Consider the following 14,586-nt stretch of genomic DNA (forward strand, 5'->3'; position numbering starts at 1 on the left):
CAATTCCATGCCGCGGGGCATGGCGACATGATGTCGAAGTAGCGTCTAGACGACCAGGAAGTCTTCGGCAGTCACTGGGCCCGCAAGGCCCGCGAGCACGATGGTTGCGAATTGCACCGCTTTTCCGGCGCCCGACCCGTCGGCGTCGTAAAGCAGCGCACCCGACACGGTGTTGAACACGATGTGCACGTCGGGCGTCGCGGCTGCGGAAGTCGCCGCAGCCTGGAATGCCGACGCCGACAGGCTGCCCATTCCCAGCACGGCAAACACGGCGTGGTCCAGCACGATCTGGTCCTGCGCCGCGTGGAAATCCATCACCTTGTCGATGTTCTTCGGGAGCGGGGTGCTGAAGACGAATTGGTCGTTGCCCGCGCCACCGGTCAGGATGTCCAGGCCCGCACGGCCGTCGAGCACATCGTCGCCGTCCGCCCCGTTGAGGGTGTTGGCAGCGGCGTTGCCGGTGATCACGTTGTCGAGCGAGTTGCCTGTTCCGCTGGCAGCCTTGCTGCCGGGCGCCAGCACGAGGTTGTCCACGAAGGCGCCGAGCACAAAATTCACGCTCGCAATCACCGTGTCGATGTTCGTCTCGTCGACTTCGCTGACGACATCCTGAACACTGTCGACGATGTAGACGTCGCTTCCGCTGCCCCCTGCCATCCGGTCCGCCCCGGCGCCTCCATTGAGCGTGTCATCGCCGACCCCGCCGATCAGCACATTAGCGGCTGAATTGCCGATCAGCATGTTGTCCCGTTCGTTGCCGGTCCCGTTGATCGCGAGTTTCCCCGTCAGCGTCAGGTGCTCGACCTGGTCGCCCAGCGTGAGGCTCACGGCGCTGATCACGCTGTCGATTCCGTTGCCGTACATCTCGGTCACCGTATCGCCGGCGTTGTCCACCACATAGGTGTCGTTGTCCGCGCCGCCCAACATGGCATCGGCGCCCGTACCACCGTCGAGCGTGTCGTTGCCGCCGCCGCCGTCGAGCCGGTTGGGTCCGGAATTTCCGGTTAGCACATCGTTATAGGAACTGCCCTGCAGATTCTCGATCCCGATGAGCAGGTCCGTTCCTCCGCCTCCCGTGAGCTGCGCTTTCACGACGGAGAGGCTGATCTTCACGGCAGCCGCCGCATTCTCGTACGACGCCGTGTCGATGCCGTCCCCACCGTTCAGCGTATCGTTGCCCGGGCCGCCATCGAGCGTGTCGTTGCCCGCCAGGGCGTTGATGACATCGTTGCCCGCGAGTCCCGCCAGCCGCTCCGACGCGGCCGTCCCGGTGAGGGTATCGTTGCCCGGCGTGCCACGCGCCATGAGCATCTGTTCTGGCGTCAATGTCTGGTCCGTGAACTGGAAGAACTCGACGCCGACGGCCGATGAGAAGCCGACGCTGTACATGCCAAGCCCGGCGTTGTAGGACAGGTCGTAGTTGGCGAAGGCAAGGGACAACACCATCGTGTCGATGCCAGCACCGCCGTTGACACGGCCCAGGTCGTACGGAAGCTGGAACACGTCGTTGCCGTCGCCACCGTCCAGCACCGCGCTTTGCATGCCACCGATCAGCGTGTCGTTCCCCGCGCCGCCCAGGACGTCGAATCCATAGGCGGTACGACTGGCATCCACCACGTCGTCGCCGGCTCCGCCGTCCATGAGTCCGGTGTAGTAGCCACCACGCAGGGTGTCATTGCCGCCCATGCCATAGACCGGCACAAAGCTCGCAAAATAGGCAGAGGCGTCCTGCATGACGAGCGTGTCGCCGAACTCGCTGCCTTGCAACCACCCGAGAATCTGCACATTGGCGAGGGTCGCGCCGCCGATCACGATCGACTCCCCGCGGTCGAAAGCGCGGAAATCAGCGCTGATACCCGCGGTCGCCCCCTGCAGGCTCAGCAGCAGCGTGTTGCCCCAGCTTTCTTTCGGGCCGCCGTCGACGCTGTCGCCGTAACCGGCGAATAGCCAGTCGTCGCCGCCCCCTCCGTCGATCGTGTCGCGCTCCGCCCCCGTATCGAGCAGCGGCGGCACGCCTGCCAGTCCGAAGTACGGAGGCGAATAGTCTGGCGTGATGGACGCGGAATAAATCCGGTCGGCGTTCGCGCCGCCCTGGATGAGATCGCTTCCTTCGCCACCTGCGATCACGTTGTACCCCGCACCGCCGTCCAGCGAATCGTCGCCCGCGCCGCCGAGGAGGGTGTCGTTGCCTGCTCCACCCGCCAGCGAGTCGTTGCCTGCGGCGCCGTCCAGGCGGTCCTCGCCTCCCAGCCCGCACATCGTTTCTCCATCCGTGGTGCCGGTCAGGGTGTCCGCGCCGGAGGTTCCGTACCATGCCGCGTTGTTGATGGCCTGGTCTGCCGCGCGCGCGCCGTCGGCGAACGAGAACGTTTCCACGTTGCGCACCTGGACGTTGCCGTCACGTCCTTCGACGAGGTCATGCACGACGTAAGTCGTCGTGGCGGCGACATAGCGAACCGCATATTCCGCAAGATTGCCCCGCCACGTGACCATGTCGTCAGCCGGACCGCCGTCGAGGGTGTCGTCGTCGCCGCCGCCGGTGAGCACATCGTTGCCATCGCCACCGTAGAGCGTGTCGCTGCCCGCACCCCCATCCAGGGTGTCGGTGCCGGCAAGGCCGTACAAGACATCGGCGCCCCCCCGGCCATTGATGGCGTTGGCGTTGCCGTCGCCGCTGAGCGAATCGGCATAGTCCGTCCCGTCGATGATCGCCTGCAGCAGTCCCGCGGCCCGTGTGCCGTCCTGGAACTGGAAGCTCTCGACGCCGATCACCCGATCGACTCCGTCCCGGGCCGGCGCTGTGTCCGCCAGCACGTAGGTTCCGGTGGTGGTCTCGTAGTGCACCACGTAGTCGGCGAAATTCCCGGTGAAAAGAGCCGTATCCGGGCCGTCGCCGCCGACGAGCGAATCGTCGTCCGCGTCGCCGGCGAGCGTATCCGCACCCGCCTCTCCCATCAGCGTGTCATTGCCGGCCGCACCGTGCAGGAGGTCGTTGCCTTCTGCCGCATAGATCGCGCTGGCCCCGTCCGCCCCGGCCAGGGTGTCCGCCGCGGACGTGCCGTCCACGATGTCGAGGTCGATCAGATCGGAGATCGCGACAGTGCCGTCCGAGAACTGGACGAGTTCGACGGACGAGAGGCTGTCGGTGCCGTCGCGCGAGGGGTTCGAATCGATGACCTGGAAGGCGCGGGCCGCCGCATTGAAGCCGACCGAGTAGTCCGCGGCAGCACTCGTATAGACAGCGACGTCGGTTCCGGCACCCCCTGCCAGCGTATCGGCGCCACCGGACCCTGTCATGGTGTCGTTGCCATCGCCCCCCTGCAACGTTTCGGCGGATTTCCCGCCGTACAACTGGTCGTCGCCGGCCCCGCCATACGCAGTCGAACTGCCCGAGCCGCGCAGCACGTCGTTGCCGTCGCCTCCATAGAGGGCGCCGCTTCCCAGCAAGGTGTCGTCCCCGTTGCCGCCGTACACAGGGAAGCTGTAGCCTTCGGCGCGCGCATCGACCAGGTCGTTGCCCTCGCCTCCGTCCATCACGCCTGTGTAATAGCTCGCCACCAGTTCGTCGTTCCCGCCCATCCCGTAGACCGGCGGGAAGTTGGAGTAGTAGGTATTGAGGGGCGCGAGGAAGTCGTCGAATTCGCTGCCCTGCAGCCATTCCACATCGTTGATGCGGGTGATGGTCGCGCCACCCACCGTGATCGCGGCCTGTGACAACAGCAGACGGAAGTCCGCATGCACGCCTGTCGTCGAACCGAGAAAGCTGATGTACAGCGCATTGGAGCTGTCCGAACCGCCTCCGTCGACGTTGTCGCCGTATCCCGCGAAGAAGGTGTCGTACCCTGTACCACCAACCAGCGTGTCCCGCTCCGCTCCGGTGTCCAGCACGGGATAGACCGCAGGAACGTAGTCGTAGTACGGGCGCGAGAACGATGGCGTCGGCATGTCCGAATACAAGGTGCTGCCGCCCTTGCCGCCGGCCATGATGAGGTCGGCCCCGGCGCCGCCCGCGAGAGTCCCTGAGCCGGCCAGCATGTCGTTGCCGCTGCCGCCATAGAGTGAATCGATCCCGGCGCCACCATCGATCGAATCGTCCCCCGCGCCGCCTTCGAGGCGGTTGGCCTCGCCGTTGCCCGTCAGCGTGTCGTTGCCCTGCCCGCCGAACACGTTCTCGATCGAGACGAGCGTATCGACACCTGCTCCCGCCGTATTTTGCGCGACAGCCGACGCCAGATTCACGCGAACTGCCACCATCGCATCCGTGTAGGCAGCCGTATCGCTGCCGGCTCCGCCGTTGAGCGTGTCGTTGCCCGCGCCGCCAGTGAGTGTGTCGTCGCCGTCGCCTCCGCTCAACGAGTCGTCGCCGGCCAGACCGTTCAGCGCTTCGGGGAACGCGGAGCCCGTGATCGAATCGCCGCCGGACGTACCCAGCGTCCCGCGCATCTGGGCGGTGGTGCGCACCCCGTCCGCGAACTGGAACTGCTCGACGTGCGAGATGGTGTCCGATCCATCACGGCCTGGCGCCGTGTCGGCAACCACGAAGACTTCGGCTCCGCTGTCCGCGGCCGGGTCGAAGCTGACGAGGTAGTCGGAAAAATAGCCGGCGAAGACAACCTTGTCGTTGCCGGAGCCGCCGTCGATGCTGTCATCGCCGGCGCCGCCCATGAGCGTGTCATTGCCGCTCGTTCCATTGAACGTCGCCACTGTTGTCGTCTCCCTCGTACTGCTACAACAGTGTAAAAATGTAATTCAGTTTCACGGCATTCCGCGCGCCGATCTAGGTAAAAAGTCGCTTGCGTCGTTTTTGCGCGGCGTCGGTGCCAACACCTGCCAGCAGCAATCCGGACACCATCAGGTCCGACCGGCCGCCGTCCGGATCGCGGATGTACCCCTTCAGCACACCTTCCGGTTCGAAGCCGAACTTGGCGGCGACTTTCGACGCGTATTGGTTCTCGGCGTAGAAATACGCCGTCAGCCGCTCCACGCCCGCGCGATCACGCAGGAAGTCGCACGCGAGATGGGTCGCCTCCACCGGTACCGGGCTCGCCGCCCGGCCCAGCAGCCCGATGAGGAATTCGCAGCGCCTGTGCCCCGGCGCATAGTCGGTGGCGCTGATGAAACCGATCGCCTCGCCCTTGGCTTCCAGCGTCCAGTGCAGCGCCTTCGATTCGCTCCACAAGCCCGCGCGTTCGCGTGCGAGGATGCCTGCCAGTGCCTCGTCGCTTTCGGGCAGCGGCCGCGCGAGGCGGTTGAACCGGCGCATGAAGTCCGCGTCGCTCCAGCAACGGCGTACAAATGAAACATCCTGCGCGCCGCGCCTGCGCAAGGTCACGCGCTTGCCGACGATGGGCGCCCACCAGAAGTCTTCGTGCTCGTGTAGCAGTCGCTGCAACGACCCGGAACTCCCGAACCCGGGTTGCGCCCGTATCAGGTCCCGCGCCTTGGCGAATTCGCCTGTCATGCGCAGCAATCGCAGCTGCCCGGTCAGCGCATCGGAACCTGCCGCAGTCATGTCCCGCCCGCCGTGAGTTCGACCAGGCCCATCTTGGCGAGGACCGCCACCGCACGCACGACCTCGGCCTGCGACACGCGGAATTTCGCCGCGATCGCTTCCACACTGGAGCCCGTTTCGATGACCGGCCACAGCTTCTGCACGCTGTCCACGGAGGGAATGGCGCGCTGCGCGTAGCTGTACAGCCCCTGCTTCGCCATCGCTTCATAAGCCGAGGCGGCGGTGCCGCCGCGAACCCGCACGACGGTGGCGCCGCTGATCTGGTGCGTGGGGTAATGCGCGAAAGAGACGAAGGGATCGAGCCTGGCGGGCGACGCCCGCGCCACGCCCGCGACGCCGGGCGCGGCCGCGCGCAACCGGTCGAGCTCGGTCCAGAGCTCCTGGTAACGCCGATAGACGACCGCCCAATCGAAGACCTCGCGCGCGCGTGCGCGGCCCGCGTCGCCCATGCGCTGTCGCAATGCGTCGTCCGTCACGAGCGACGACAGCCGCGCGGCAAGCACCGCGTGATCCACGGACACGTACTGGCAGCTCAGGCCGCAATAGGCATCGTAGGTTTCCAGGCCGATTTCGTGCGCGCGTGCGAGCCCCTCGCCCGCCCCCGGCCCCGCCATCCAGGTCGGCACGCGGAACCCGTCCACGCCGTCGCGCACGGTGTCCTTGTAGCCGTCCCAGTCGCTCACCACCACCGGCAAGCCGGCGGCCATCGCCTCCACGGGGCTCAGGCCGAAGGTCTCCTGGATGTTGTCCGAGAGAGAGATGAAAAGATCCGCGCTCGCCCAGCTGCTGCGCCGGCTCAATGCGGCCCGGCCGTCGGTGAAGAGACAGCGCACGTCCGGGCAATCGGCGATGGCGCCGGAGCGGAAGGCCTGCTCGATGGATTTGTTGGCGAACCAGCCGCACTGGATCAAGGTGAGCTTGCGGCCGGTGGATTTGGCGACCGCCTGCAGGGCCGCGTACATCGCGTGCGGATGCGCCTTGGCGTGGAACGAGAGGCGGCCGACGAAGAGCGCGACGACCTCGTCGTCCCCGATGCCCAGGGCCTGGCGTGCGAGGCGTCTCTCGTCCGGCGCGAGATCGAAGTCCTTGCAATGCACGCCGAGCGGGATCACCGGGAATTGCGGCGTGGTGAGCGCGAGCTGCGTCCCGAAACGCCAGCGCAGGTAGTCCCGCTGCGCTTCCAGCACCACGCGCACGGTGGACACGACGGCATTCGATGTGCAGATCAGCGCGTCCCAGGGCATCACAGGCGCTGCAAGAAGGTCCGCGATGGAATCCATCGCGCCGTGGGAGGCCGTCGTGTGCGTGATCCCCGTGATCGACCAGGCGGACGGCGAGACGCGCATGCGCTGGCGCGCGAGGTCGCCCAGCGTGGGGCCCGGCATGTAGAGGTGGCCGATGCGTGCGAGCTGGTCTGGCCGGCCGGGCTGCAGCCACTGGGCCTTCGCCGAAGGATCGATCTCCGCGACGGTGCGTGCGAAGACTTCGGCGGATCGTTGCGTAGGCGTGTAACCAGCCAGGGCCTCGCCGTTGGCCGCCGCGACGGCGGCCCGCAGGAAGCCGCTGCCGGCCGCCTGCCGTCCCATCAGGCGCTCGCCGTCGGTGCGGTAGCCATCGGGTTCGAACACGATGGCCGGATTCACGCTCCTTCGCTCCCTGGATGGGGCCCGGCGATCACATGTTGTCGATCATCACCTGGCCGAAGCCCGAGCAGCTCACCTGCGTCGCGCCGTCCATCAGGCGCGCGAAGTCGTAGGTGACCTTCTTGGACTTGATGGACTTTTCCATGGAGCTGATGATCAGGTCCGCGGCTTCCTTCCAGCCCATGTGGCGCAGCATCATCTCGGCCGAGAGGATTTCCGAGCCGGGGTTGACGTAGTCCTTGCCCGCGTACTTGGGCGCGGTGCCGTGGGTCGCTTCGAACATCGCGACCGTGTCGCTCATGTTGGCGCCCGGAGCGATGCCGATGCCGCCAACCTGCGCCGCCAGCGCGTCGGAGACGTAGTCGCCGTTCAGGTTCAGGGTGGCGATGACGCTGTATTCAGCCGGGCGCAGCAGGATCTGCTGCAGGAAGGCGTCGGCGATGGAGTCCTTGACGACGATGTCCTTGCCCGTCTTCGGGTTCTTGAACTTGCACCACGGTCCGCCGTCGATCTCGACCGCGCCGAATTCCTTCTGCGCCAGGGCATAGGCCCAGTCACGGAAGCCGCCTTCGGTGAACTTCATGATGTTGCCCTTGTGCACGATGGTCACGCTGGGCTTGTCGTTGTCGATGGCGTACTGGAGGGCCTTGCGCACCAGGCGCTCCGTGCCCTCGCGCGACACGGGCTTGATGCCGATGCCGGAGGTGTTCGGGAAGCGGATCTTCTTCACGCCCATCTCGTCCTGCAGGAACTTGATGAGCTTCTTCGCCTTGTCGCTCTCGGCCTCGAATTCGATGCCGGCGTAGATGTCTTCCGAGTTCTCGCGGAAGATCACCATGTTGGTCTTGTGCGGCTCGCGCACGGGGCTCGGCACGCCTTCGAAGTACTGGATGGGGCGCAGGCAGACGTAGAGGTCCAGCTCCTGGCGCAGGGCCACGTTGAGCGAGCGGATGCCGCCGCCGACGGGCGTCGTGAGAGGGCCCTTGATGGAGACCACGTATTCGCGCACCGAGGAGAGCGTTTCCTCGGGCAGCCAGACGTCGGGGCCGTACACCTTGGTCGATTTCTCGCCGGCGTACACCTCCATCCAGTGGATCTTCCTCTTGCCGCCGTAGGCCTTGGCCACCGCGGCATCCACGACCTTGAGCATCACCGGGGTGATGTCCGCCCCGGTGCCGTCGCCTTCGATGAACGGGATGATGGGCTGGTCCGGCACGTTGAGGGAGGTGTCGGCGTTGACGGTGATCTTCTGGCCCTGGGCGGGGACCTTGATGTGCTGGTACATGGAAAAAACGTCTCCGGGGATGGAATTGCTGCGGGGGTTCGCGATGCGCGAAGCCATCGGATTCTAGCGCGCGAACCCGGGGTTTCCCGGGGTGTGTCAACCAGCCCATCCATGGCGGCGTTAGCGCGGAGGCTCAGGTAAATGGACCCGAGCCGTTTTTCGAAAAACCATATCTAAGGACTCAAACCATGAACAAGCTGATCGCTGGCCTCGTCGCCACCCTCTTCGCCGCTGCGACCTTCGCAGCCTCGCACGCCGGCGCCCCGATGGCCGGCGCTTCCGGCGCGAAGGCTTCGGCCTCCGCCGCCAAGCCGGCCGCTTCGGCCGCTTCCGCCAAGAAGTAATCCGGCCTCGGCTGGCAAAACGCCCGCTTCGGCGGGCGTTTTCATTTGCAAGTGAGAATGGCGGGCATGAAAAGCATCTTCCGAGGGTTGGCCGCCCTGGCACTGGCCGCAACCGGTTTCCTGGCATCCGCCCAGGAGGCTCAGATGGACCTGCCCCGCGTCGCCTTGAATGCGGGCCTGCACCGCATCGACGCGCAAGTCGCCGCGACGCCCGAGCAGCGGATGATCGGGCTCATGTTCCGCAAGGACATGCCTCAGCTCGAAGGCATGCTGTTCGTGTTCGAACAGCCCACCGTGCAGTGCTTCTGGATGAAGAACACGCTGCTGCCCCTGACCGCAGCCTTCGTGGATGACGATGGCACCATCGTCAATCTCGTGGACATGAAGCCGCAGACCACGGACTCCCACTGCTCGAAGAAGCCCGTGCGCTTCGTGCTCGAGATGAACCAGGGCTGGTTCGCGAAGAAGGGGATCAAGGCGGGTGCGAAGCTCGGCGGCCCGCCCTTCAAGGGTTAGGCCCTAGCCAAAATTCTTCTGCGCGAAGTCCCAGTTCGCGAGCTTGTCCATGAAGGTTTCGACGAATTTCGGGCGCAGGTTGCGGTAGTCGATGTAGTACGCGTGCTCCCACACGTCCACCGTCAGCAGCGCCTTGTCGGCGGTGGTGAGCGGCGTGCCGGCGGCGCCGGTGTTGACGATGTCCACGCTGCCGTCCGGCTTCTTCACGAGCCAGGTCCAGCCGGAGCCGAAATTGCCGACGGCCGACTTCACGAACGCCTCGCGGAAGGCCGCGTAGCTGCCCCACTTGCTGTTGATCGCGGCCGCCAGTGCGCCGGTGGGCTCGCCACCGCCCTGCGGCTTCATGCAGTTCCAGAAGAACGTGTGGTTCCAGATCTGCGCGGAATTGTTGTAGATGCCGCCGGAGGACTTCTTGATGATCTCCTCGAGCGTCATGTTCTCGAACTCGGTGCCCTTCTGCAGGTTGTTGAGGTTCACCACGTATGCGTTGTGGTGCTTGCCGTGGTGGTACTCCAGCGTCTCCTTCGAATAGTGCGGCGCGAGGGAGTCGATCGGGTACGGCAGCGGGGGCAGGGTGTGTTCCATGGTGTCCTCTTGGTTGTGTCGGGGTATGCGCGATTCTAAGAACTAAATCACGGTTCGCGGCGCGACCGTGAGATCAACCTCGCCATCCGCGAGGATTGCGCGCAGCGCTTGGCCTTCGTATGTCTGCGAAACGCTGGCGACCGTGCGCCCCCGCTCATCCGCAAGCAGCGCATAGCCGCGCTTGAGCACCAGGCGCGGATCCAGCGATTCGAGGCGCAGCCGCATGCGCTCCAGTGCATGCGAAGCCGACAGCGAGCGCGCCTCGAGCGCGCGCATGAGCGTGGATTCCGCGGACTCGCTGCGCTGCCGCTCCTTCTCCAGCCGGGCCAGGGTCGAGTAGCGCAGGCGGTGCACGGCGCGTTCCAGCCGCGTGCCCTGTTGCGCCATGCGGTTGAGCGGACGCCCGAGCCGCGCTGCCGCGGCGTCCAGGCGCTGCCCCGCGATGTCCACGCGCCGCTGCAACGCCAACGCCAGGCGCTCGCCCGCATCGTCGAGGTCGGCGACCCATGCATCCCGCGGCCGGGCCGCCAGCTCGGCGGCCGCTGTCGGCGTGGGGGCGCGAAGGTCGGCGCAAAAGTCCGCGATGGTGAAGTCCGTCTCGTGGCCGACGCCGCACACCAGCGGAACAGGGCTGCGCACGATGGTGCGCGCGAGCTGCTCGTCGTTGAACGCCCACAGGTCTTCGATGGAGCCGCCGCCGCGCACGAGCAGGATCACGTCGATGTCCCCGCGCTGCGCCAGTGAGTAGAGCGCGCCGAGCGAACGCACGAGGTCCGCCGGCGCCTGGGCGCCCTGCACGGCCGCCGGGGCCAGCACCACGGGAACGTGCGGCGCGCGGCGCTGCAGTGCGGTCACGACGTCGTGCAGCGCCGCCGCGCCCAGCGACGTCACCAGGCCGATCCCTTTCGGCAGTGCGGGCAGCGGCCGCTTGCGCGCAGTGTCGAACAGGCCTTCGGCTTCCAGCTTCGCCTTGAGCCGCAGGAACTGTTCGAACAAGGCACCCTGCCCCGCCCGGGACATGCTTTCCACGACGAGCTGCAGGTCCCCGCGCGGCTCGTACACGCCCAGCCGGCCCTGAACTTCCACCATGTCGCCATCGCGCGGCGAGAAGTCCAGCAGCCCGGCGGCGCGGCGGAACATCGCGCAGCGAATCTGCCCTTGCGGGTCCTTCAGGGAGAAATAGCAATGCCCGCTGGCAGCGCGCGAGAAGCCCGAAAGCTCGCCGCGCACCGCGACAGGGTTGAAGCGCGCGTCGAGCGCATCAGCAACCGCGCGGCATAGCGCGCCGACTTGCCAGACCCGGGGCGCCGATGCAGGGGATGGGAAGCCGGACATCAGGAAAATCGCGGTTTTCCGAGGGGTTGGGGGCCGAACTTAGTCCACAGCGCCGCGCCGCAGGCCGCTGCGGGGCGGGTTTCCCCGCGCAAGGCGCATTTTTCCGAGCAAGTCATTGAATTCACTGCTGTTTTTCCTGCTCAATTTGTCATCGATTTGTCACGGAGAAGTATTGGCGCGGGTTTCCGCCGTGAGGGGGTGCGCTTTTCAACAAAGTTATCCACAACTTCTGTGAGTCGTGTCCTACGTCGATGCGCCGTTTTCCTACAAGCTTGCGCGTGCACGATAATCGGCCGCAATCCTGCTTCCCAACCCGCCTCGCGCCCGGAGTCACCCTCTTGTTTTCGATCATACAAGCCGCCGGCTGGCCCATCTGGCCCCTCGTCGCATGCTCCATCCTCGCCCTGGCCCTCGTCATCGAGCGTTTCCTCAGCCTCCAGACCGCGAAGATCGCGCCTCCCCGGTTGCTGGACGAGGCGCTGGCCGTCTCGCGCTCCTCCGTCCCGGCGCCGGACGTGGTCACCCAGCTGGAGCGCAACTCCGCGCTGGGCGAAGTGCTCGCAAGCGGTTTTCGCGCCCTCAACTCGGACCCGCGCTGCACTGAAGTCGACCTTCGGGCCACGATGGAAAACACGGGGCGCGCCGTGGCCCACCGCCTGGAGCGTTACCTGAGCGCGCTCGCGACCATCGCGTCGGCGGCGCCGCTTCTCGGCCTGCTGGGGACCGTCATCGGCATGATCGAAATCTTCGGCTCGCAGTCGCCCGCGGGCGGTGCGACCGGCGGCAACCCGGCGCAGCTCGCTCACGGCATCTCGGTCGCGCTCTACAACACGGCTTTCGGGCTGATCGTGGCGATCCCGTCGCTGATCTTCTGGCGCTACTTCCGGGTGCGCGTGGACGAATACCTGTTGACGCTGGAACTGTCCGCCGAACGCTTCGTGCGCCACCTCAACACGCTCCGCGGCAAATGAATCGCGTCGCGCCGCCATGAACTTCCGCCCGCGCCAGAAAGACGAACCCGAGATCAATTTGATCCCGTTCATCGACGTGCTGCTCGTCGTGCTGATCTTCCTCATGCTGTCCACGACCTACAGCAAGTTCACCGAGCTGCAGCTCAAGCTGCCCGTCGCGGACGCCGATGCGCAGCGCGACTACCCGAAGGAAGTGATCGTCGCCGTGGGAAGCGACGGCCGCTATTCGATCAAGGGCACGCCCGTCGCGGGCCGCAGTGTCGATGCCGTCGCGCAGGCGCTCGGCCAGGCCGCCACGGCGGGCAAGGACAGCGTGGTCATCATCAGCGCCGATGCCACGGCGCCGCACCAGTCGGTGATCACCGTCATGGAAGCCGCGCGCCGGATCGGGCTCGTGCAGATCACCTTCGCCACGCAGTCATCGGCCCAGGCCGGGGGAAAGTAGGTGCGCGAAGCGCTGCAGCGCGCATGGCTGCGGCGCGGTGTGCCGGCCCGCCTGCTGTGGCCCGTCTCGCTGCTGTACGGCGCGTTGGCCGCCGCGCGCCGCGCAGCGTATCGGGCGGGCCTGCTTCGCGTCACGAGCTTGCCCGTGCCGGTCATCGTCGTGGGCAATGTCGTCGCCGGCGGGGCCGGCAAGACGCCCGTGGTGACGGCCCTGCTCGAACACCTCGCCGCGCGCGGCATCGAAGCCGGCGTGGTCTCTCGCGGCTATGGACGCCAGACCACGGATTGCCGTGCCGTGGAGCCTGACAGCCTGCCCGCAGACGTCGGCGATGAGCCCTTGCTGATCGCCCGCACCGGCGCGCCGGTCTTCGTCGCGCGGCGCCGGGTCGATGCGGCCCGCGCGCTGTTGCTGGCGCATCCGCGCACGCAGGTCATCGTTTCCGATGACGGATTGCAGCACCTCGCGCTCGCGAGGGACATCGAGATCTGCGTGTTCGACGCGCGCGGCACCGGCAACGGGTGGCTGTTGCCGGCAGGCCCGTTGCGGGAGAAGTGGCCAAGGCCAGCGGACCTGGTACTGCAGGCCGGGGACGGGCCCGGTGCGGGCGGATGGGCGATGCGCAGGACGCTCGCATCCTTCGCCGTGAGCGCCGACGGCACCCGCATCGAATGGGCCGAACTGCGGCAGCGCCATCTCACCGCCGTGGCGGGCATCGCAAATCCCCGGGCGTTCTTCGACATGCTGCGCGAGAACGGTCTGCAGCCCGACCGCACCATCGCCCTTGCGGACCACCACGACTACGCGGCCCCGCCGGTTCCCGGGGACGAGGCCATCGTCTGCACGGAAAAGGACGCGGTCAAGCTGTGGCGGCTGCGTCCCGATGCCTGGGCGGTTCCGCTGCGCGTCGAAATACCGCGCGGATTCTGGGATGCGCTCGATCGCCTGCTCGATGCAAAGCTATCATCCCCGCATGGATCCCAAACTGATCGAGTTGCTGGTGTGCCCCGTCACGAAGGGTCACCTCGACCTTGACCGCGAGCGCGGCGAGCTCGTCTCCCGCGCCGCGCGGCTGGCGTATCCGATTCGCGACGGCATCCCGATCCTGCTGGAAGACCAGGCACGCACTCTGTCCGACGACGAACTCGACCGCCTGCCGCCGCGCACCCCGCTCGTCTGAACGCGCCATGGGCTTTTGCGTCCTGATCCCCGCGCGCCTCGCGTCCACGCGGCTGCCCGACAAGCCGCTGGCCGACATCGGCGGCGCGCCGATGGTGGTGCGCGTGGCGCAACGCGCGGCACGCTCTCGCGCGGCGCGCGTCGTCGTCGCCGCTGACGACCTCCGGATCGTCCGGGCGTGCGAGACGCACGGGGTCCAGGCGGTGCTCACGCACAAGGACCATCCTTCAGGCAGCGATCGCCTCGCGCAGGCGTGCGAGCTGCTCGGGCTGGACGGCGACGACGCCGTGGTCAACGTGCAGGGCGACGAGCCCCTGATCGAGCCCGCGCTGATCGACGCGGTCGCGGCCCTGCTCGTCTCGCGCCCGGAAGCTGCGATGAGCACGGCCGCGCATGCGATCGCGGACAAAGCCGAGTTCCGCAATCCGAATGTCGTGAAGGCGGTGCTCGACGCGAACGGCATGGCCCTGTACTTCAGCCGCGCGCCGATCCCGTGGTGGCGCGACGGCTCGCCGGGGCAGGCGTCGATCACGGCCGCGCTCCCACCCCTGCGCCACGTGGGTCTCTACGCTTACCGTGCGCGCTTCCTGCGGCTCTTCCCCCGCCTCGCGCCGGCGCCGGTCGAGCAGGTGGAGGCGCTGGAGCAACTGCGCGCCCTCTGGCACGGCCACCGGATCGCGGTGCATGTGACGGACACCGCGCCGGGCATCGGCGTCGACACGCCGCAGGACCTCGAACGCGTCCGCGCCCTCTGGCGCGAGCGGTCCGCGTAAG

General features: G+C 67.0%; 13 protein-coding genes. 7 read left to right on the forward strand and 6 right to left on the reverse strand.

The features are described from left to right. Window positions 1-45: 45 nt before the first annotated feature. From I5803_RS22310 to icd, 4 genes are all read right to left on the reverse strand, one after another. Window positions 46-4,704 (reverse strand): beta strand repeat-containing protein, encoded by a 4,659-nt coding sequence (locus I5803_RS22310; RefSeq protein ID WP_354001616.1) that lies wholly within the window; start codon window positions 4,702-4,704, stop codon window positions 46-48. Between the two features lie 73 nt (window positions 4,705-4,777). Next, window positions 4,778-5,512, reverse strand: a complete 735-nt coding sequence (locus I5803_RS03480; RefSeq protein WP_196985018.1) for a GNAT family N-acetyltransferase — start codon at window positions 5,510-5,512, stop codon at window positions 4,778-4,780. Next, window positions 5,509-7,155, reverse strand: coding sequence for a glycosyltransferase family 4 protein (locus tag I5803_RS03485; RefSeq protein WP_196985019.1), 1,647 nt, complete (start codon window positions 7,153-7,155; stop codon window positions 5,509-5,511). Before I5803_RS03485 ends, I5803_RS03480 begins: the two co-directional genes overlap by 4 nt. Window positions 7,156-7,186: 31 nt before the next feature. Further along, entirely contained in the window at window positions 7,187-8,440 is a 1,254-nt protein-coding gene (icd, locus tag I5803_RS03490; RefSeq protein WP_196988444.1) for an NADP-dependent isocitrate dehydrogenase, read from the reverse strand. A gap of 188 nt (window positions 8,441-8,628) precedes the next feature. Between icd and I5803_RS03495 the strand changes: the two genes are divergently transcribed. Both I5803_RS03495 and I5803_RS03500 read left to right on the forward strand, forming a co-directional pair. After that, the gene (locus I5803_RS03495) at window positions 8,629-8,784 is read left to right on the forward strand and encodes a hypothetical protein (RefSeq protein ID WP_196985020.1); all 156 of its coding nucleotides are present in this window, start codon (window positions 8,629-8,631) and stop codon (window positions 8,782-8,784) included. Between the two features lie 66 nt (window positions 8,785-8,850). Then, complete coding sequence (locus I5803_RS03500) at window positions 8,851-9,300, forward strand: DUF192 domain-containing protein (RefSeq protein WP_196985021.1); 450 nt, start codon at window positions 8,851-8,853, stop codon at window positions 9,298-9,300. 3 nt (window positions 9,301-9,303) lie between these two features. On the opposite strand, the gene I5803_RS21935 is transcribed toward I5803_RS03500, so the two are convergent. Both I5803_RS21935 and xseA read right to left on the reverse strand, forming a co-directional pair. Then, window positions 9,304-9,885 (reverse strand): superoxide dismutase, encoded by a 582-nt coding sequence (locus tag I5803_RS21935; protein ID WP_231402326.1) that lies wholly within the window; start codon window positions 9,883-9,885, stop codon window positions 9,304-9,306. A 42-nt stretch (window positions 9,886-9,927) separates the two neighbouring features. After that, entirely contained in the window at window positions 9,928-11,220 is a 1,293-nt protein-coding gene (gene xseA / locus I5803_RS03505; RefSeq protein WP_231402327.1) for an exodeoxyribonuclease VII large subunit, read from the reverse strand. Window positions 11,221-11,558: 338 nt separating this feature from the next. Here xseA and I5803_RS03510 point away from each other — a divergent pair, with 338 nt between their 5' ends. From I5803_RS03510 to kdsB, 5 genes are read left to right on the forward strand one after another with little or no spacing between them, the layout of a single operon-like run. Beyond that, the gene (locus I5803_RS03510) at window positions 11,559-12,191 is read left to right on the forward strand and encodes a MotA/TolQ/ExbB proton channel family protein (protein WP_196985022.1); all 633 of its coding nucleotides are present in this window, start codon (window positions 11,559-11,561) and stop codon (window positions 12,189-12,191) included. 16 nt (window positions 12,192-12,207) lie between these two features. After that, window positions 12,208-12,636, forward strand: coding sequence for an ExbD/TolR family protein (locus tag I5803_RS03515; RefSeq protein WP_196985023.1), 429 nt, complete (start codon window positions 12,208-12,210; stop codon window positions 12,634-12,636). Further along, on the forward strand, window positions 12,637-13,668 hold the full coding sequence (gene lpxK / locus I5803_RS03520; RefSeq protein WP_196985024.1) for a tetraacyldisaccharide 4'-kinase: 1,032 nt from the start codon (window positions 12,637-12,639) through the stop codon (window positions 13,666-13,668). After that, the gene (locus I5803_RS03525; RefSeq protein ID WP_196985025.1) at window positions 13,607-13,813 is read left to right on the forward strand and encodes a Trm112 family protein; all 207 of its coding nucleotides are present in this window, start codon (window positions 13,607-13,609) and stop codon (window positions 13,811-13,813) included. The genes lpxK and I5803_RS03525 overlap by 62 nt, the downstream gene beginning before the upstream one ends. 7 nt (window positions 13,814-13,820) lie before the next feature. Further along, entirely contained in the window at window positions 13,821-14,585 is a 765-nt protein-coding gene (kdsB, locus tag I5803_RS03530; RefSeq protein WP_196985026.1) for a 3-deoxy-manno-octulosonate cytidylyltransferase, read from the forward strand. The last annotated feature ends 1 nt before the right edge of the window (window position 14,586 follow it).

The organism is Caenimonas aquaedulcis (assembly GCF_015831345.1).
Taxonomy (GTDB): Bacteria; Pseudomonadota; Gammaproteobacteria; order Burkholderiales; family Burkholderiaceae_C; genus Ramlibacter; species Ramlibacter aquaedulcis.